Source organism: Stappia sp. MMSF_3263, assembly GCF_030733745.1.
GTDB lineage: Bacteria > Pseudomonadota > Alphaproteobacteria > Rhizobiales > Stappiaceae > Stappia.
In genome coordinates this window covers 39,897-57,629 of record NZ_JASHIK010000018.1, presented here as the reverse complement: position 1 = coordinate 57,629, position 17,733 = coordinate 39,897, and the positions used below count along the sequence as shown (strand labels likewise).

The window sequence follows — 17,733 nt, the reverse complement described above, 5'->3', positions numbered from 1 at the left end:
GCCCTCAACAGAGCGCGAAAAGGCGAGGAGCATGCCCAGGAAAAAGCCGCTGGTCGTCGTGACACGCAAGCTGCCGGACGTTGTCGAAACCCGGATGCGCGAGCTGTTCGAAACCCGTCTCAACGAAGCCGACCGGCCGTTAAGCCAGGCGGAGCTGGTGGAGGCAGTGAGGACGGCGGATGTCGTCGTCCCGACCGTGACCGACCGGATCGATTCCGCCGTGCTCTCGCAGGCTGGCCCCAATCTCAAGCTGATCGCCAATTTCGGCAATGGCGTCGACAATATCGACGTCATCACGGCCAACAACCGCGGCATCACCGTCACCAACACGCCGGGTGTCCTGACCGAGGACACCGCGGACATGACAATGGCGCTGATCCTCGGCGTGCCGCGGCGCATGGCCGAAGGCATCAAGGTGCTCGAGCATGGCGAGTGGGGCGGCTGGTCGCCCACCTGGATGCTCGGCCACCGGATCTGGGGCAAGCGTCTCGGCATCATCGGCATGGGCCGGATCGGCCAGGCGGTGGCGCGCCGGGCCAAGGCTTTCGGCATGTCGATCCATTACCACAACCGGAGACGGGTGGCGGAAACGCTCGAGGAAACGCTTGAGGCGACCTACTGGGACAGTCTCGACCAGATGCTTGCCCGCATGGATGTGGTTTCGGTTCACTGCCCGCACACACCTGCGACCTACCATCTTCTTTCGGCACGCCGGCTCAAGCTGATGAAGCCGAACGCCTATATCGTCAACACCGCGCGCGGCGAGGTGATCGACGAGGCGGCGCTGATCCGGCAACTCGATGCCGGGCATCTGGCCGGCGCCGGTCTCGACGTGTTCGAGCACGAGCCGGCGGTCAATCCCAAACTCGTCGCCTCCGACAAGGTCGTGCTTCTGCCGCATATGGGCTCGGCAACGGTCGAGGGCCGCATCGACATGGGCGAGAAGGTCATCATCAACATCAAGACCTTCATGGACGGGCACCGTCCGCCGGACCGGGTTCTGCCGTCAATGCTGTGATAGCGGCGCGTCCGTCGCGCTGTCAGTCCCCTGCTGGCGAGGCGAAACGCGCCCACACCGCGTTCTCGCCCATCCCGGCGATGAATTCGCCATGGGCGGCGCGCTCCGTCTCCGTCAGCCTTTGCGGCAGGGGGACCGGCCTCGGACGGGCCGGCTCACGTTGCATGGTCTCGTGGTCGTTCGCCTGTCGGGATTGCCCCTCCTCGGGCTCAACCGACAGCGCAAGCCCGGCCTGCTTGCCCCCGATCAGCTCGATATAGACCTCGGCGAGGATCTCGGAATCGAGCAGCGCGCCGTGCTTGGTGCGGCGCGAATTGTCGATGCCGTATCTGTTGCACAAGGCATCCAGCGAGGCCGGCGAGCCGGGATGCTTGCGCCTGGCGATCGCCAGCGTATCGAGCACCTGGGCCGGGGAAATCGGCTCCCGCCCGATCCTCCCCAACTCCATGTTGATGAACCCCATGTCAAACGAGGCATTGTGGATCACCAGCACCGCGTCCCCGACAAAGTCGAGGAACTCCTGTGCGACCTCGGCGAATTTCGGCTTGTCGGCAAGGAAGTCCGCCGAAAGCCCGTGGACGTTGTACGCCTCGATCGGCACGTCCCGCTCGGGGTTGAGATAGACGTGATAGGTTCGGCCGGTCGGCACGTGATTGACGAGTTCGACTCCGCCGATCTCCACAAGCCGGTCGCCGTTTCTGGGGTCGAGCCCCGTGGTTTCGGTGTCGAAGGCAATCTCGCGCGGCATCAGGGCTTCATCCCGTTTGGCAACCGGAACGGTCGCGGGCGGCCAAGTGTCCGGGAAGGACGCGCATGGCCACAAGACGCTCGGTAGCTATGCAGAGGAAATGCACTTCTTTTCCCCAGCAAAGACGTACTGTTGTTCACATGGCGCGGCATCGGCGGGAGCATGTCAGGCGAGAGCGGAAACCGCCCGCAGCACCGACGCCACCATGCGCCGGGCAGGCTCCAGTCCATGCCCGGTGTCGATCAGGAAATGGGCCCGCCGGCGCTTTTCCGCATCCGGCATCTGCTTGGCGAGCAGGGCGTCGAGGCGTTCCGCGTCCATACCCGGGCGGGCGAGCACGCGCTGGCGCTGAATCGCGGGATCCGCAGTCACGACGACCGCTGCCCTGACCCGCTCTTCGCCGCCTGTCTCGAAGAGGAGGGGAATGTCGAGCACAGCGATCCGGGCAGCGCTTTGGCGCGCCTCCTGAAGGAAGGCGGCCTCGCTGTTTCGAACCAACGGATGGACGATCTCCTCCAGGCGGCGCATGGCCTCCGGCCGGCCGATCACCTGCGCGCCGAGTTTCCTGCGATCAACGACGCCATCGTCCGTACTGCCTGGAAAAGCCGCTTCGATCAGGGGGGCGGCCTCTCCCCGATACAGTGCGTGAACAGCGGCGTCCGCGTCATAAACGGCCGCACCTGCGTTGGCGAACATCCTCGCGGTGGTTGACTTGCCCATGCCGATCGAACCGGTGAGACCAAGAAGGATCACGGCGCCCTTCCCAGATCGGCAAGAACAAGAGCCCGCAATTCCTCGGTGACCCTGGGCCGCACCCCGAACCAGCGCTCGAAGGCCGGCACGGCCTGATGCATCAGCATGCCGAGCCCATCGGCCACCGGATTGCCACGGGCGCGGGCGCGGGCAAGAAGCGGCGTTTCCAGCGGCACGTAGACCAGATCGGTGACAATGGCGCTTTCCGGCAGGTTCCGCAGATCGATCTCGAGCGGCGGCTGACCGCTCATGCCAAGGGATGTGGTGTTGACCAGCATGCCGGTTTTCCCCACGAGTTCCTCAAGATCTTCCCAATGACGGGCAACCGAGTCAGTTCCGAAACGAACTTGCAGATCTGCGGCCTTTTGATAGGTGCGGTTGACGATTACCACGGTTTTCACACCGCGGGAGAGCAACGCCCAGATGACGGCACGCGCCGCGCCCCCGGCACCCAGGACCACGGCATGCGAAAGACCGTTGTCCCAGCCCGGCAGTGTCTGGTCGAGATTTCCAAGGAAACCGAGACCGTCCGTGTTCGCGCCGATCAGACGGCCGGCATCATCGAGCCAAAGCGTATTGGCCGCACCCATGGCGCGGGCCGCATCGTCGAGCTCGTCGCAGGCTGCCGCCGCCACCTCCTTGTTGGGAACCGTCACGTTGCAGCCGACAAGGCCGCTTTCCCTGAAGTCGCCGTAGAAGGCCTGCGCCGCATCGGGGGGCACTGCAATCTTCTCGTAGCTTCCCTCGATCCCGTGCTCGGCCAGCCAGTGGCCGTGGATCAACGGCGAGCGGGAATGGGCAACCGGAAACCCTGTGATGGCGGCACGTCTTTTCATGTTTCCAGCACTCCCTGGCGGCGAAGCTCCTCCAGGAGCGGCAAGAGCGGCAGGCCAAGAACCGTGAAATAGTCGCCGTCAATGGCATCGAACAACTGCACGCCGCGGCCCTCGAGCTGATAGGCTCCGACGCTTGCAAGCGCATCATCCCCGACCACGGCAAGATAGCGGCCGACAAACTCGGGACCGAAAGCGCGCATCTTCATCCGCACGGTGCGAACGGTCCGCCAGATCGTCTCGCCGTCGCGGGCGATCGCCGCGGCGGAATGCAGCGCGTGGGTCTTTCCGGACATCGCCAGAAGCTGTCGCCGTGCCGCTTCCATGTCGTCCGGCTTGGTCAGCCGGGCACCGCCGAACTCCAGCACCTGGTCGGCGCCAACAACGAGTGCTCCCGGGTTGCGCGCGCTGGTTTCCTGCGCCTTCGCCTCGCCCAGGACCTGGGCGATGTCCTCGGGCGAAAAGCCGCTCTCCAGAAGCGGTGCCTCCACGGCACGTTCATCGACCTGTGCGGGATCAATGCGAAACGTCAGTCCCGCATTTCGCAGGAGCTCGGCCCGGATGCGGCTTCCGCTGGCAAGAACAAGATCGGTCATGGAATGTCCGGCAGGTCTGTTGAAGGATGAGATGGCGATAGCAGGGGTTCGCGCCAATGGCCAGTGGCGGCAGGCGAAGTTCGCCCCTCGTCAGGCGCTGCTGTCGGCCAGCTCGCTCTTGTGGGTACGGTACAGCGTCATGATCTCGGCGGCGGTTTCCTCGATGGAACGACGGGTGACGTCGATCAGCGGCCAGCCGTTTTCCGCGCAGATCTTTCGCGTAACGGAGATCTCGCGCGCAATCACACGGCGATCGACATAGGTCTCGTTGGCGAAGTTCGCTGCACTCAGCGACAGGATGCGGTTCTGGCGGACCTGCTGGATGCGCTCCACGGAAGCGATGACCGCGACGATCAGCGCCTTTCGCGATTCCTGAAGCTGCCGGGGAAGCGGGATATCCGGCACGATCGGGATGTTGGCCGCCTTGATACCCCGGTTGGCAAGATAGATGCAGGTCGGCGTCTTCGAGGTCCGGCTGACGCCAAGCAGCACGACATCCGCCTCGTCGAGGTCGTCCGGGATCTGCCCGTCGTCATGCAGCATGGTGAAATTCAGGGCGTCAATTCTTCGGAAATAGTCCGCATCGAGCGCATGCTGGCCGCCAACGCGGCCAGTCAGCCGCACATTCAGGTAGGACTGGAAGACGGAAAAGACCGGAGAGAGGATGTTGACGCAAGGAACACCGGCGGCGCGGCCCGCCTGTTCCAGGCGACTGGCCAGCTCGGCGTCCACAAGCGTGTAAAGCACAATGCCCGGCGCATGCTCGATCTCGTCGATGACGTGGTCGAGCTGACGGGTCGAACGCACCAGAGGATAGACATGCTCGATCGCCTGCACATCCTCGTACTGGGCGGTGGCAGCACGCGCCACGGTCATCAGGGTTTCGCCCGTGGAGTCCGAAACCATATGCAGGTGGAAGAAGTTACGGGCTTTTCCCAAGCTGTTATCCCCGCCGCGCGCTCGCCATGTTGATATCAAGGGCAAACCAGGGCCTTTTGCCCCGCTCGCTCCGACACCATGCCCGAAGCGCGAAAACAATCAACATCGCTGGCCGTCGCGCGAAACGGATCGGGAAGCGTCCGGCATTGCGGGGACAATGTGGTTGTTCGGTGACGATCCCCAGATTGTCCAACTCCGCCTTAAAGGTTAACAGATGGTTAAAAAATCTGTAAATACCTGATCAGGCTTCGTAATTCAGGTTATCACCGTAGCCGGGAAATCTCTTGTGCCCGATACCCCCTCGACACGGTGGAAGGGAATAGGTCATGTGGAGCAGTGTCGACAACCGATAATCCCGGTTGTCCAACGACAAACAAAAACAACAGAATCCTCATTTCAGGATTCTTTTCTTTTTTAAAGGGGGTCTTTGTGACTCAAACGGCTTCGAGACGGGTCATGCGCGTTCTTGCTGGAGAACGGCTCTGGCCGCCCCCTGTCTGGATGATGAGACAGGCCGGTCGGTATCTCCCTGAGTACCGCGCCACCCGTTCAAAAAAGGTTAATTTCCTGGAGTTCTGTTACGATACGGATCTTGCAACGGAAGTGACCCTTCAGCCCATTCGTCGCTATGGCTTCGATGCGGCGATCCTGTTCTCCGACATTTTCGTGGTTCCTGACGCTCTCGGATATCCGGTTCGCTTTGAGGAAGGCCGCGGTCCGGTGCTCGACCCGCTGTCCCGCGAACTCGTGGCGCGGCTCGACCATGAGCGCGCGGTCTCCCATCTCGACCCTGTTATCGCAACCGTATCCCGATTGCGGGCGGAGCTTCCGGAGGAAACGACGCTGCTGGGCTTCTGCGGAGCTCCGTGGACGGTGGCGTGCTATTCGGTGGCGGGGCACACCACGCAGGATCAGACGGCCGCCCGTATCGGCGCCTATCGCGATCCCGAGCTGATGCAGTCGTTCATCGACCAGCTTGTTCCCGCGTCGATCGACTATCTCGTGCGGCAGCTTCAGGCTGGTGCCGATGCCGTCCAGATCTTCGACACCTGGGCCGGGGTGCTTGACGACGCCGGGTTCGCGCGCTGGTCGATCGCTCCGACGAAAGCGATTGTCGAGGGGGTGCGGGCCGCGGTCCCGGGGGCGCGGATCATCGGCTTTCCCAAGGCCTCGGCCGCGCGCCTGGAGGATTTCATTGCCGGCACGGGTGTGGATGCGGTTGGCCTTGACTGGACGGTTCCAGCAGCGCTGGCACGCCAGGTACAGGCACGGGTGCCTGTCCAGGGTAATCTTGATCCGATGCGGCTTGTGGCTGGCGGTCAGGCGCTTCTGGATGGCGTCGACCAGGTCCTGGAAACGCTGGGTGACGGCCCCCTGGTCTTCAACCTGGGGCACGGCGTCACGCCGGAGGCGGATCCGGACAATGTCGCGCGCATGATCGAGCGGGTACGACAGGCGAAAGACCCGAGAGGCTGAGGACGCGATGCTTTATCTCTGGCTGAAGGCGTTTCACATTATCTCGGTCATCGCCTGGATGGCCGGGATGTTCTACCTGCCGCGTCTTTTCGTCTATCACGCGGAGACGCCGACCGGCACGCCTCAGAGCGAGACGTTCAAGGTGATGGAACGGCGCCTACTCAAGGCGATCATAACACCGGCGATGATTGCCACATGGGTGTTCGGCCTCTGGGTGGCCTATGAGGGCGGCTTCTTCAGCAGTGGTTGGCTTCATGCAAAACTGGCGGTGGTTCTTGCAATGAGCGGGCTGCATGGCTACCTCGCGAAATGCGTGCGTGTTTTTGCCGCGGATGCCAACACGCGGACTTCGCGGCACTACCGGATCGTCAACGAAATACCGACCGCATTCATGGTGATTATTGTCATTCTAGTGGTCTTGAAGCCGTTCTAGGCGCGTCATTCATGACTGACCCTGCGTCCGGGCCTTGAATATGTACAAGTCCGGATGCGGGTATTGTTGCAGCGGCATGAAGAATGACGCTTGCTCTTGCGAACTTAAAAATGTAAATTCGCTCAACCTCACATCCTGCGGGCATGGTGTCATTACCCGTATCGGTCAGGAAGCCCGGCAGGCGCGACCGCGACGGATACTCAAGGCGCCAGGCCGGATTGCAAGATCCGGCTTCCGATCAGCAGACAATCCCTTTTCTTTCCTTTGATCCGGTTGCCTCAAGCAAACTGCGGGATCGTCTACATCCACCCTCTAGCAGAAGATTACCCCTTGCCCATGCGGGAAATGAAACTCTCAGATCTCAAGATCAAGTCGCCGACCGAACTGCTCGCTTTCGCCGAGGAACATGAGGTCGAGAATGCCAGCACCATGCGCAAGCAGGAGCTGATGTTCGCCATACTCAAACAGCTTGCCGCGCAGGACGTGGACATCATCGGCGAGGGTGTCGTCGAGGTTCTGCAGGACGGTTTCGGCTTCCTGCGTTCGCCCGATGCCAACTATCTTCCGGGGCCGGACGACATCTACATCTCGCCCTCCCAGATCCGCCGGTTCTCCCTGCGCACCGGCGACACGGTCGAAGGCGAGATCCGCAGTCCCAAGGAAGGCGAGCGGTATTTCGCGCTCCTCAAGGTCAACAAGATCAATTTCGAGGATCCCGAGAAGGCGCGCCACAAGGTTCATTTCGACAACCTGACACCGCTCTACCCTGATGAGCGGCTGAAAATGGAAGTCGAGAATCCGACGGTCAAGGATCTGTCGTCGCGGGTCATCGACCTGGTTGCTCCGTTGGGCAAGGGTCAGCGCGGGCTGATCACGGCGCCGCCGCGAACCGGCAAGACGGTATTCCTGCAGAATATCGCCAAGGCGATCACCACCAATCACCCAGAATGCTATCTCATCGTTCTGCTGATCGACGAGCGCCCGGAAGAGGTGACCGACATGCAGCGCACGGTGAACGGCGAGGTGGTTTCCTCGACCTTCGACGAGCCGGCAGTGCGCCACGTACAGGTCGCGGAGATGGTCATCGAGAAGGCCAAGCGTCTCGTCGAGCATGGGCGTGATGTCGTCATCCTGCTGGATTCGATCACGCGTTTGGGTCGTGCCTACAACACGGTCGTGCCGTCTTCCGGCAAGGTCCTGACCGGTGGTGTCGACGCCAATGCCCTGCAGCGGCCCAAGCGCTTCTTCGGTGCAGCCCGAAACATCGAGGAAGGCGGGTCGCTGACCATCATCGCGACGGCCCTGATCGATACCGGCAGCCGCATGGACGAGGTCATTTTCGAGGAGTTCAAGGGTACTGGTAACTCCGAGATCATTCTCGATCGCAAGATTTCCGACAAGCGCGTGTTCCCGGCCATCGACATCCAGCGGTCCGGCACCCGCAAGGAAGAGCTGCTTGTCGAGCCGGTGCAGCTCAAGAAGATGTTCGTCCTGCGTCGAATCCTCAATCCGATGGGCACGGTCGATGCCATCGAGTTCCTGCTCGACAAGCTGCGGCAAACCAAATCCAACGACGAGTTCTTCGACAGCATGAACACCTGATAGCCCGGGAGAGGGTTCCGGCAGATCCGCCGGGACTGATGTCGGGACTTTATAGATTCACGTGAAACACCCGCGCCGGAAAATGGCGTGGGTGTTTTGCGTTCGACGTGTCTGACGTGTTTCACGTGAATCAGGTCGATTCGGATCTGCAACGACCAGCGCTGCAGGAGAGGGATTGAGATGGATGTAGAGCTGGAGACGGAACGGTTGGTGCTGCGCCCGTGGCGGGAGAGCGACCTTGCGCCATTCGCAGCGCTTTGTGCCGATGCGGAGGTGATGCGCTATTTCCCTGCGCCGCTGACCCGTGAAGAGAGCAAGGCCCTGATCGCGCAGGCGATGCAGAAGACCGAGGAAGACGGCTTCTGCTTTCAGCCGGTGGAGGAAAAGGCGACCGGTCGGTTTCTCGGCTTCGTCGGATTGAGCAGGCCCGCCGCGCCTTTGCCCTTCGCGCCGTGCGTTGAAGTCGGTTGGCGGCTGGCACAAACTGCCTGGGGGCAGGGGTTTGCGAGCGAGGCTGCAAGGGCATGGCTTCGATTCGGCTACGAAACCCTCGACCTGGAGGAGATCGTCTCCTTCACCGCCTCGCAGAACCTCCCGTCTCAGGCAGTGATGCGGCGGATCGGGATGAGCCGGGACATGGCCGCGGACTTTGAACATCCGCTGCTGGTGGACGGACATCCGCTCCGCCCACATGTGCTTTACAGGCTCTCGCGGCCTGCCTGGGAAGGTATGCATGACTCCCGGATGTAGTGCTGTGTGTGACTGACCAGGATGACAGAAGCGTTCTGACCCCGTCGAAACGGCCTAGATGCGGCCTGACGAACGCAGTGCGTCGAGTGCCGGATCTATATCCGCAGGATCGGTGATCGGGGCGGAGCATGTGCCTTCCCGGCAAAGATAGAGCGTTGGCTTGCCGTCTTTCGCGGCCTTGCCGTGCAGGGGATGGCCCGCGGCCAGCTCTTGTCCGGGCACGCCAAGGAGACGCAACAAGGCAGGATCGCCCCGGCCTGACAACGTTTTGTCGAGCTCTGCCGCTGCTGCACCGTCGGGGCTGACAATAACAGCGAGAACCGCGTTCTCGCGGGTGTCGATTGCCGAGAGCAGGCCGGCAGTACCGAAGGCATTGACGGGGATCTCGCCGGCGAAGGCACCCAGGATTGCGTCGCACCGAACGCGATAGCGATCGTCGCCGGTCAGATGCCAGAGCCGTGCAAGTGCTTCTGCCGCGATGGCGTTCGCGTTCGGCACTGCCTCGTCGAGAGGCGAGTAGGGGCGAAGGATCAGGTCATCGGCTGCGACGGAACTGAGGTAGTAGCCGCCTCCTTCGTGCAGGAAATCCCGCTCAAGGGCGTCCGCAAGGTGTTCCGCATCTCGCAGGTAGGCGAGGCTTTCCGACGCCTCGGAAGCCGTTTCCGCAAGACTGAGGGCCGCTCGCATCATGCAGGCATGATCGCTGGCGAAGCCGGGTCTCGTCAGACGTCCGTCGCGCCAGGCATGGGCAAGTGCGCCGCGGCCGTCGTGCATCGTCTGCATGACGAAGGTGTATGCGGCCACTGCATGACCTCGCCAGGATTCACGTGAAACACCATGCAGCTTGCTGAGATGAGCTGCCTGGGCAAGGGCGGCTATGGCATGGCCGTTCCAGTCGGCCAGGATCTTGTCGTCCCTGCCCGGCCGCACGCGTGTCTCGCGCGCGGCAAGAAGCCTTGCGCGCAAGGGAGCAAGCTTCTCCTCGTCGGCCGGGTCGGGTCCGCTGGCAAGGCGGTTGGGGATGCTGGCGCCCTCGAAGTTTCCGGTCGATGTGATGTCATAGGCGTGGATGAAGGTGGCGCAGTCCTCGGGACCCAGAACGGCGGCCACCTCGTCAGGCGTCCAGACGTAGAACTTTCCTTCGACACCTTCGCTGTCGGCATCCAGGCTGGCGGCAAACGCCTCGCTGTTCAGCATCTCCCTGATCATCCAGCCCACCGTATCGTCGAGTCGCCTCCGAAACATACCGCCAAGCGCGGTATCGAGATGATCGAGGGAGATTGCCCGGGAGAGATGGGCGACGTACTGGGCGTTGTCGTAGAGCATTTTTTCGAAATGCGGGACCAGCCAACGTTCGTCGACGGAGTAGCGGGCAAGGCCGCCGCCGACATGGTCGTAGATCCCACCATTGCTCATCCGCTCCAGCGTGTGGATGCAGCGGGCGAGCATGTCGGTCTGGCCGGATCGCAGCGCCGCCCGCCAGACAAGGTCCATCACCGGGGCTTGCGGGAATTTCGGTGCACCGCGAATGCCGCCGTTCTCGGAATCCAGCAGGCCTGCCAGTCGCTCGCCTGCCAGGACTGCCAGGCCCGGATGAAGGATTTCGCCGCTGCGGGGCCCCTGGGCGAGGTGATGCATCAGGTTCTTGCGATTGGTATCGATTCGGCTGCGGTCCGAATGATAGGTGGCGGAGATGGCTTCCAGCACGTCGACGAAACCGGGCCGTCCCCAACGGGCGGTCTTGGGAAAGTAGGTTCCGCCCCAGAAAGGCTCTGCCTCGCTGGTCAGGAACATGGTCAGCGGCCAGCCGCCCTGTTCGCCGAGGGCATGAAGGGCACTCATGTAGATCTGGTCGATATCCGGCCGCTCTTCGCGATCGACCTTGATGTTGACGAAGAGCCGGTTCATGACCTCGGCGACCTCTTCGTCCTCAAAGCTCTCATGCGCCATGACGTGGCACCAGTGGCAGGCCGCATAGCCGACGGACAGAAGGATGGGCTTGCCTGTTTCCCGCGCTTCGGCGAGTGCTTCGCTTCCCCAGACGCGCCAGGCGACAGGGTTGTCCTTGTGCTGGAGGAGGTAGGGGCTGGTGGCGTCGCCAAGGCGGTTGTCGGTCATGGGCCCGTCCGGGTATGAGGGGTCGGTGGCGGTCGCGCCTGTGGCCAGGGACCGGGACCGTTGCTGTGGTGCGCGGGTATCTGCCTTCGAAGGTAAGGCAGGTGCGAGGCCACGCCAAGGGCAGGCGGCTTACGCGTCTGCCGTCCGGCCCCCAATGCGGAGCGAGGTTTTCGTGGACACGATCTTTGCGGCTTCCAGTGGTGCTCCTCCGGCAGGGGTGGCGGTTGTCCGCCTGTCCGGGCCAGCCAGCCGATTCGTGCTCGAAACGATGACCGGCAGTCTCCCTGCACCAAGGCAGGCTGTGCTTCGCCATTTGCGCAGGCCCGAAGACGGGAGCCTCCTCGATCGCGCCCTGGTGCTGTGGTTTCCGGGCCCTGCCAGCTTCACCGGCGAAGATGTGGCCGAGCTCCACTGTCATGGCGGCCGTGCTGTCGTTGCCGCCGTCCTCGCCGTGTTGGCGGATCTGACTGGGTGCCGGCCGGCCCTTGCAGGGGAGTTCACGCGGAGGGCGTTCGACAACGGGCGCCTCGACCTTCTCGAGGTGGAAGGCCTTGCCGACCTGATTGCGGCGGAAACGGAGGCGCAACGCCGTCTTGCCGTCTCGCAGGCGGGCGGTGCGTTGACAGCGCTCTACGATGGCTGGCGCGGCCGCCTGTTGCATATCCGCGCGATGATCGAGGCGGAGCTCGACTTTGCCGACGAGGAAGACGTGCCGGACGAGAATTCCGCGATTGTATGGGAAGACGCGGAGAGGCTGCGTCTCGACATCAGGGCGCATCTTGAGCGCTCCCATGCGGCGGAGAGACTTCGCGCCGGCCTGCAGGTGGTCCTTCTGGGTCGACCCAATGCGGGCAAGTCGAGCCTGCTGAATGCCATCGCCCGGCGCGATGTGGCGATCGTGACGGAAGAGGCGGGAACCACCCGGGACGTGATCGAGGTGCATCTCGACCTGCAGGGCTTGCCTTTGACCCTTGTCGATACGGCGGGGCTGCGCGAGACAACCGGCATTGTCGAGCGCGAGGGTATCCGGAGGGCCTTGGAGCGGGCAGGCGCGGCCGACCTCGTCCTCTGGCTTTCCGATCCTGAGGATCCTGACACGGGGTTCTTCGATTCGCTTCCGCAACCATCTGCGCCCATTTGGAGGGTTCTGACGAAGTCGGATCTGGTGGGGTCGAAGCGCGCAACCCTGCCGGTGTCGCAAACGGGGATGCCTGTCTTCGGCGTTTCGGCCAAAACCGGCGATGGCATGGACATCCTGCTCGCGCAGCTGACGGAGTTCGCCCGGGCATTGGTTGGAGGCTTCGACGACCCGGTTGCCACGCGTGAACGGCATCGGTGGCATCTGGTCCGAGCCCTGGAAGCGGTGGAGGCGTCGCTTGCCGCATCGTCCCTGCCGCTAGAACTGCGGGCCGAGGAGCTGCGACGCGCGGCGGATGAACTGGGCCACATCGCCGGACGTATCGGGGTCGAAGATCTTCTGGACGTGATTTTCGGCGAATTTTGTATCGGAAAGTAAACGAGCGTTTCACGTGAAACACCGGAATTCCGAGGTCGATTCAAAACCGAAATGAAGACTCATCCGTAACAATCGCCGAAGCGATGCCCTGTCGCTCTGTCATCGCCCTCAACATGAAGGTTCTCGCGGGGCGCGTTTTCTATCTTGGTAGCGGGAAGGGGGTGGGCCGTTGAGGCGAACGGCCGCTTGACACGCGCGAAGCGCTTTGACCGGGCGGCGCCATTTCGCTATCACCGGATCTGGATTTATCCACAAGAGCCCAGTTGATCGATAGGTGCCGGCCCAATCCCTCCTTGGCCGAGGCGGGCCAGTTATCCTGCCGAGGTGGCGGCCTGGCCAAGGGGGACCTGTTCGGGTCTCCGCACAGCTCGGGCGGGTTTTGGGCATCTTGAAGATACGGGCCAGATGGCAAGAGAAGTGACGGTGGCAATGTCTGACGGGATCTCGGGCGTGAGCGGGTACGACGTGGTGGTGATCGGTGGCGGCCATGCGGGGTGCGAGGCCGCCGCGGCCTCCGCACGGCTTGGTGCACGCACAGCGCTTGTGACACATCGCTTCGACACGATCGGGGTCATGTCCTGCAACCCCGCCATCGGGGGCCTGGGCAAGGGACATCTCGTCCGCGAGGTCGACGCACTCGACGGATTGATGGGCCGCGTTGCGGACTGTGCGGGCATTCAGTTTCGCCTCCTGAACCGGCGCAAGGGGCCGGCCGTTCGCGGGCCGCGCGCCCAGGCGGACCGACGTCTCTACAGGGAGGCGATGCAGGACGCGATCCGGGAGACGGCGAACCTGACGGTGGTGGAAGGCGAGGCGGCTGAGCTTCGTGTGGTGGACAAGCGCATCACCGGCATCGTGCTGGCTGATGGACGGGAGATTGCCTGCCGATCGGTCGTGCTTACCACGGGCACCTTCCTGCGCGGCGTCATTCATATCGGCGACCGGAAGATACCCGCCGGCCGTGCCGATGAAGCCCCGGCGGAGCGGCTGTCGGCTTCGCTGCTTGCCCACGGGTTCGACCTTGGCCGCCTGAAGACGGGTACGCCGGCACGTCTGGATGGCCGGACGGTTCACTGGGCACGGCTGGAGGAGCAGGTCGGCGATTCGGATCCGGAACCATTTTCAACGCTGACCGGCGCGATCACCACACCGCAGGTCTCCTGCCACATCACGCGCACAACGCTCGAGACGCATGCCATCATCCGGGAGAACCTGCATCGCTCCGCCATGTATTCCGGCGGGATCGTTGGCCGAGGCCCGCGCTATTGCCCGTCCATCGAGGACAAGGTCGTCCGGTTTGGCGATCGCGACAGCCATCAGGTGTTCCTGGAGCCGGAAGGGCTGGACGATCCGACGGTCTATCCCAACGGCATCTCCACATCCCTGCCGGAAGACGTGCAACTGGCTTTCCTCAGAAGCATTCCCGGGTTGGAGGAAGTTGATGTTCTGCGACCGGGTTACGCAATCGAGTACGACCATATCGATCCTCGCGAACTCGAACGTACGCTGGAGACGCGCCGGGTGGGCGGGCTCTATCTCGCGGGCCAGATCAACGGGACCACGGGATACGAGGAAGCCGCGGCGCAAGGCCTTGTTGCGGGGCTGAATGCGGCGCTGCAGGCGGGTGGCAAAGAAGCGGTCGTCTTCGGTCGCGACTCCGGCTATCTCGGAGTGATGATCGATGACCTCGTGACTTGCGGCATCAGCGAGCCGTACCGGATGTTCACCTCGCGCGCCGAATACCGTCTGTCCTTGCGCGCAGACAATGCCGATCAGCGGTTGACGCCGCACGGTATCGCGCTTGGCTGCGTGTCGTCCGAGCGGCAGGCCGCGTTTACCCGCAAGTGCGCGGAAATCGAGAAGACGACCTGTGTGCTGAAGGCGCTTTCGCTGACACCGGAGGAGGGCCGCCGGGCCGGCCTTCCGATCAACCAGGACGGGGTTCGCCGTTCGGCCTATGACCTTCTTTCCTATCCCGATATCGATCTCGCCAGGCTGGAGACCGTCTGGCCGGCAGAGATCGGCCAGCTCGACCCGAAGGTCGCCGGGCAGGTGGCGATCGACGCGTTGTATGCCGTCTATCTGAAGCGGCAGGTTTCCGATATCGAGGCGCTCCGACGGGACGAGGCGCTGGCGCTGCCATTCGGTCTCGACTATGCGCAGGTCAAGGGCCTGTCCAACGAGGCGCGGCAGAAGCTCGAGGAGGCTCGGCCGGAGACGCTCGGCCAGGCGGCTCGCGTCGAGGGCGTGACACCGGCGGCGCTGACGCTTCTGCTGTCTCATGTCCGCAAGGGATCTGCCCGCGCGGGTGAGGGCGAAACACGCCGTGGCGGCGGGATTTCCGGCGAGGCCGTCGCATGAGCCGTCCAGCCGGGGCCACGGTCTTTGACGGACCGGACCTGCTTCACGAAATCTGCCCGGTTTCACGTGAAACAGTCGAACGCCTGAGCATCTATGTGAATTTGCTGCTGCGCTGGCAGAAGGCACAGAACCTCGTCGCCCCATCGACTCTGGGAGAAGTCTGGCGCCGGCATGTTGCCGACAGCCTGCAGATCCTGCATCTGGCACCGGAAGCCCGTGTTTGGGCGGATCTGGGCAGCGGCGCCGGGTTTCCCGGTCTTGTCACCGCGATTGTCCTGTCGGGGCGAGGTGAGCCCGGTGCCCGTGTCCATCTGGTGGAGAGCAATCAGCGGAAGGTGGCGTTCCTGCGCGCTGTCATCCGGGAGACAGGCTGTCCGGCGGAGGTGCATGCCGAGCGGATCGAGGATGTCTCGGCCGGTCTGAGCGACCAGGTGCAAGCCGTTTCGGCCCGGGCGCTTGCCGATCTGTCGCAGCTTTGCGCCTATGTCGAACCGTTCTCTGCCGCCGGAGCACCGGCGATTTTCCACAAAGGAAAAAATTTCCGCGACGAGGTGACGCAAGCGTCTCACGCTTGGGACTTCGATCTGGTACAAACAGAAAGCCTCATCGATCCCGACAGCCGGCTCCTGACGCTCAGGCATATCCGGCCCCGCGGCGCGACAGGGAAAGGTTAGATCCGGATGAGCATGCTGCCTCAAACTCCCCGCGTCCTGGCGCTGGCAAACCAGAAGGGCGGCGTCGGCAAGACGACGACCGCCATCAATCTTGGAACGGCACTGGCCGCCATCGGCGAGCGGGTTCTGGTCGTCGATCTCGACCCGCAGGGCAATGCCTCGACGGGCCTCGGCATCGATCGGCGCAACCGCGACATTTCCACCTACGATGTCCTGACCGGAGATTGTTCGCTCGCCGAAACGATCCAGGACACGGCGGTGCCGCGCTTGTGGGTTGCGCCGTCGACGATGGATCTGCTGGGTGTCGAACTGGAGATCGCGAGCCGTCAGGACCGGGCGCACCGGTTGCGCAAGGCGATCTCCGAGCTGGCGGAAGAAGGCCGGCATTCGGGAATGCCGGACTTCAGCTATGTGCTGATCGACTGCCCGCCATCGCTCAACCTTTTGACCATCAATGCACTTTCGGCGTCCCACTCGATTCTCGTGCCGCTGCAATGCGAGTTCTTCGCGCTCGAGGGCCTGAGCCAGTTGCTCAGCACGGTTGAGCAGGTGAAGGCGGCGCTTAATCCCGAACTGTCGATCCATGGCATCGTTCTGACCATGTATGACAGCCGAAACAATCTCTCGGCACAGGTTGTTGCGGATGTGCGCGAAACGATGGGCGATGCGGTCTACGATACGATCATTCCGCGCAACGTGCGGGTGTCGGAAGCCCCGTCCTACGGCAAGCCGGCGCTGCTCTACGATCTGAAGTGTTCCGGTAGTCAGGCTTATCTCCGTCTGGCTTCGGAGATCATCCAGAGGGAGCGCTCGCTGCGCGGGGTCGCCGCGTAGGTTTTCTCTCTGGCGAGGGATTCGGCGGCGCAACGATTTGCGCATACGGGTTGACCGCGCGGATCGAGGGGCGGCGAGGCCGCCCCGCGCGGCGGGATGCGACAACGGGTAGAGTGAAACATGGCGGAAGACGACGGCGGAAAGAAGAAGCGGCTTGGACGTGGCCTTGCGGCGCTAATCGGCGAGGTCGGCACCGAGCCGCCCGCGGATCCGCGGCCGCCGCGCGACACGCGGCGGGTGCCGATCGAGTTCCTGACGGCGAACCCGCGCAATCCGCGCAAGAGCTTCACTGAGGCCGATCTCGACGATCTCACCAATTCCGTTCGCGAGAAGGGGATCGTGCAACCGCTGCTGGTTCGGCCGGTGGCCGACCGCGACAACGCCTATGAGATCATCGCCGGAGAACGCCGCTGGCGGGCCGCGCAGCGTGCGGGCCTGCACATGGTTCCCGTGGTGGTGCGCGATGTCACCGATCAGGAGGCGCTGGAACTCGCGATCATCGAGAATGTTCAGCGTGCCGATCTCAATCCGATCGAGGAGGGGCTTGGCTACGATCAGCTTGTCCAGGAGTTCTCGTACAGCCAGAGCGAACTGGCCAAGGTGATCGGCAAGAGCCGCAGCCATGTCGCCAACACGCTGCGTCTCCTGAAGCTGCCGAATTCGGTGAAGGATTATCTCGCGGAAGGGCTGCTGACCGCCGGCCACGCCCGCGCCCTGATCACGGCCGAGGACCCGGCCGCGCTTGCCGAGCTGATCGTCGAGAAGGGCCTCAATGTGCGCGAGGCGGAGCGCCTTGCCCAGGATCCGGAGGCGTTGACGCGAAAGCTTCCGAGCAAGGCCGAGAAGCAGGCAAAGGACGCCGATACCAAGGCGCTCGAGAAGCGGCTGACCGACACGCTCGGCCTGAGGATCGCCATCGCCCACAAGCAGGAAAAGGGCGCGGGCGAGCTGAAGATCAAGTATGCCTCGCTGGAGCAGCTCGAAGAGATCTGCCGCTTGCTGGGGGTTCCCGGCTGATCCGCTAAAGGTGCGTTTGACCTGCGAGATGGATTCGGGTCCGGTTCGATCCGGCTGCCCGGCGG

At 63.3% G+C, this 17,733-nt stretch carries 16 protein-coding genes; 10 read left to right on the top strand and 6 right to left on the bottom strand.

Annotated elements, in window-relative coordinates; all coding sequences use genetic code 11:
- Positions 1–31 precede the first annotated feature (31 nt).
- Complete coding sequence (locus RBB46_RS17840; protein WP_306030373.1) at positions 32–1,018, top strand: D-glycerate dehydrogenase; 987 nt, start codon at positions 32–34, stop codon at positions 1,016–1,018.
- A gap of 22 nt (positions 1,019–1,040) precedes the next feature.
- Here RBB46_RS17840 and dnaQ read toward each other — a convergent pair whose 3' ends face one another.
- The 5 genes from dnaQ to RBB46_RS17815 all read right to left on the bottom strand — a co-directional run bounded on the left by dnaQ (position 1,041) and on the right by RBB46_RS17815 (position 4,887).
- Positions 1,041–1,766 (bottom strand): DNA polymerase III subunit epsilon, encoded by a 726-nt coding sequence (gene dnaQ / locus RBB46_RS17835; RefSeq protein ID WP_306030372.1) that lies wholly within the window; start codon positions 1,764–1,766, stop codon positions 1,041–1,043.
- A 165-nt stretch (positions 1,767–1,931) separates the two neighbouring features.
- Positions 1,932–2,519 (bottom strand): dephospho-CoA kinase, encoded by a 588-nt coding sequence (gene coaE, locus RBB46_RS17830; RefSeq protein WP_306030371.1) that lies wholly within the window; start codon positions 2,517–2,519, stop codon positions 1,932–1,934.
- Entirely contained in the window at positions 2,516–3,355 is an 840-nt protein-coding gene (locus RBB46_RS17825; protein WP_306030370.1) for a shikimate dehydrogenase, read from the bottom strand. Before RBB46_RS17825 ends, coaE begins: the two co-directional genes overlap by 4 nt.
- Positions 3,352–3,948, bottom strand: coding sequence for a Maf-like protein (locus RBB46_RS17820; protein ID WP_306030369.1), 597 nt, complete (start codon positions 3,946–3,948; stop codon positions 3,352–3,354). The genes RBB46_RS17825 and RBB46_RS17820 overlap by 4 nt, the downstream gene beginning before the upstream one ends.
- A 90-nt stretch (positions 3,949–4,038) precedes the next feature.
- Positions 4,039–4,887 carry a pyruvate, water dikinase regulatory protein gene (locus tag RBB46_RS17815; protein WP_306030368.1) on the bottom strand — a complete coding sequence of 283 codons (849 nt, stop codon included), beginning with the start codon at positions 4,885–4,887 and terminating at the stop codon, positions 4,039–4,041.
- Positions 4,888–5,343: 456 nt separating this feature from the next.
- Between RBB46_RS17815 and hemE the strand changes: the two genes are divergently transcribed.
- The 4 genes from hemE (at position 5,344) to RBB46_RS17795 (ending at position 9,148) form a co-directional block, all read left to right on the top strand.
- Positions 5,344–6,363, top strand: a complete 1,020-nt coding sequence (hemE, locus tag RBB46_RS17810; RefSeq protein ID WP_306030367.1) for a uroporphyrinogen decarboxylase — start codon at positions 5,344–5,346, stop codon at positions 6,361–6,363.
- Between the two features lie 7 nt (positions 6,364–6,370).
- Positions 6,371–6,796, top strand: coding sequence for a protoporphyrinogen oxidase HemJ (gene hemJ, locus RBB46_RS17805; protein WP_306030366.1), 426 nt, complete (start codon positions 6,371–6,373; stop codon positions 6,794–6,796).
- Between the two features lie 336 nt (positions 6,797–7,132).
- On the top strand, positions 7,133–8,398 hold the full coding sequence (gene rho / locus RBB46_RS17800) for a transcription termination factor Rho (protein WP_306030416.1): 1,266 nt from the start codon (positions 7,133–7,135) through the stop codon (positions 8,396–8,398).
- Positions 8,399–8,578: 180 nt separating this feature from the next.
- Entirely contained in the window at positions 8,579–9,148 is a 570-nt protein-coding gene (locus RBB46_RS17795; RefSeq protein WP_306030365.1) for a GNAT family N-acetyltransferase, read from the top strand.
- 54 nt (positions 9,149–9,202) lie between these two features.
- On the opposite strand, the gene RBB46_RS17790 is transcribed toward RBB46_RS17795, so the two are convergent.
- The gene (locus RBB46_RS17790; protein WP_306030364.1) at positions 9,203–11,266 is read right to left on the bottom strand and encodes a thioredoxin domain-containing protein; all 2,064 of its coding nucleotides are present in this window, start codon (positions 11,264–11,266) and stop codon (positions 9,203–9,205) included.
- Positions 11,267–11,420: 154 nt separating this feature from the next.
- On the opposite strand from RBB46_RS17790, the gene mnmE reads away from it, so the two are divergent.
- From mnmE to RBB46_RS17765, 5 genes are all read left to right on the top strand, one after another.
- Positions 11,421–12,782, top strand: a complete 1,362-nt coding sequence (gene mnmE / locus RBB46_RS17785; RefSeq protein ID WP_306030363.1) for a tRNA uridine-5-carboxymethylaminomethyl(34) synthesis GTPase MnmE — start codon at positions 11,421–11,423, stop codon at positions 12,780–12,782.
- Between the two features lie 429 nt (positions 12,783–13,211).
- On the top strand, positions 13,212–15,143 hold the full coding sequence (gene mnmG, locus RBB46_RS17780) for a tRNA uridine-5-carboxymethylaminomethyl(34) synthesis enzyme MnmG (RefSeq protein ID WP_306030415.1): 1,932 nt from the start codon (positions 13,212–13,214) through the stop codon (positions 15,141–15,143).
- Complete coding sequence (gene rsmG, locus RBB46_RS17775; protein ID WP_306030362.1) at positions 15,140–15,817, top strand: 16S rRNA (guanine(527)-N(7))-methyltransferase RsmG; 678 nt, start codon at positions 15,140–15,142, stop codon at positions 15,815–15,817. The genes mnmG and rsmG overlap by 4 nt, the downstream gene beginning before the upstream one ends.
- Before the next feature lie 6 nt (positions 15,818–15,823).
- The gene (locus tag RBB46_RS17770) at positions 15,824–16,651 is read left to right on the top strand and encodes a ParA family protein (RefSeq protein WP_306030361.1); all 828 of its coding nucleotides are present in this window, start codon (positions 15,824–15,826) and stop codon (positions 16,649–16,651) included.
- 120 nt (positions 16,652–16,771) lie between these two features.
- Complete coding sequence (locus RBB46_RS17765) at positions 16,772–17,668, top strand: ParB/RepB/Spo0J family partition protein (protein WP_306030360.1); 897 nt, start codon at positions 16,772–16,774, stop codon at positions 17,666–17,668.
- Positions 17,669–17,733: the final 65 nt, after the last annotated feature.

Coding starts and splice junctions, on each gene's coding strand:
- RBB46_RS17825 (WP_306030370.1), bottom strand. CDS start 3,355: ATGAAAAGACGTGCCGCCATCACAGGGTTTCCGGTTGCCCATTCCCGC.
- RBB46_RS17795 (WP_306030365.1), top strand. CDS start 8,579: ATGGATGTAGAGCTGGAGACGGAACGGTTGGTGCTGCGCCCGTGGCGG.
- hemJ (WP_306030366.1), top strand. CDS start 6,371: ATGCTTTATCTCTGGCTGAAGGCGTTTCACATTATCTCGGTCATCGCC.
- rsmG (WP_306030362.1), top strand. CDS start 15,140: ATGAGCCGTCCAGCCGGGGCCACGGTCTTTGACGGACCGGACCTGCTT.
- mnmE (WP_306030363.1), top strand. CDS start 11,421: ATGCGGAGCGAGGTTTTCGTGGACACGATCTTTGCGGCTTCCAGTGGT.
- hemE (WP_306030367.1), top strand. CDS start 5,344: ATGCGCGTTCTTGCTGGAGAACGGCTCTGGCCGCCCCCTGTCTGGATG.
- RBB46_RS17820 (WP_306030369.1), bottom strand. CDS start 3,948: ATGACCGATCTTGTTCTTGCCAGCGGAAGCCGCATCCGGGCCGAGCTC.
- mnmG (WP_306030415.1), top strand. CDS start 13,212: ATGTCTGACGGGATCTCGGGCGTGAGCGGGTACGACGTGGTGGTGATC.
- rho (WP_306030416.1), top strand. CDS start 7,133: ATGCGGGAAATGAAACTCTCAGATCTCAAGATCAAGTCGCCGACCGAA.
- dnaQ (WP_306030372.1), bottom strand. CDS start 1,766: ATGCCGCGCGAGATTGCCTTCGACACCGAAACCACGGGGCTCGACCCC.
- RBB46_RS17840 (WP_306030373.1), top strand. CDS start 32: ATGCCCAGGAAAAAGCCGCTGGTCGTCGTGACACGCAAGCTGCCGGAC.
- RBB46_RS17765 (WP_306030360.1), top strand. CDS start 16,772: ATGGCGGAAGACGACGGCGGAAAGAAGAAGCGGCTTGGACGTGGCCTT.
- RBB46_RS17770 (WP_306030361.1), top strand. CDS start 15,824: ATGAGCATGCTGCCTCAAACTCCCCGCGTCCTGGCGCTGGCAAACCAG.
- RBB46_RS17790 (WP_306030364.1), bottom strand. CDS start 11,266: ATGACCGACAACCGCCTTGGCGACGCCACCAGCCCCTACCTCCTCCAG.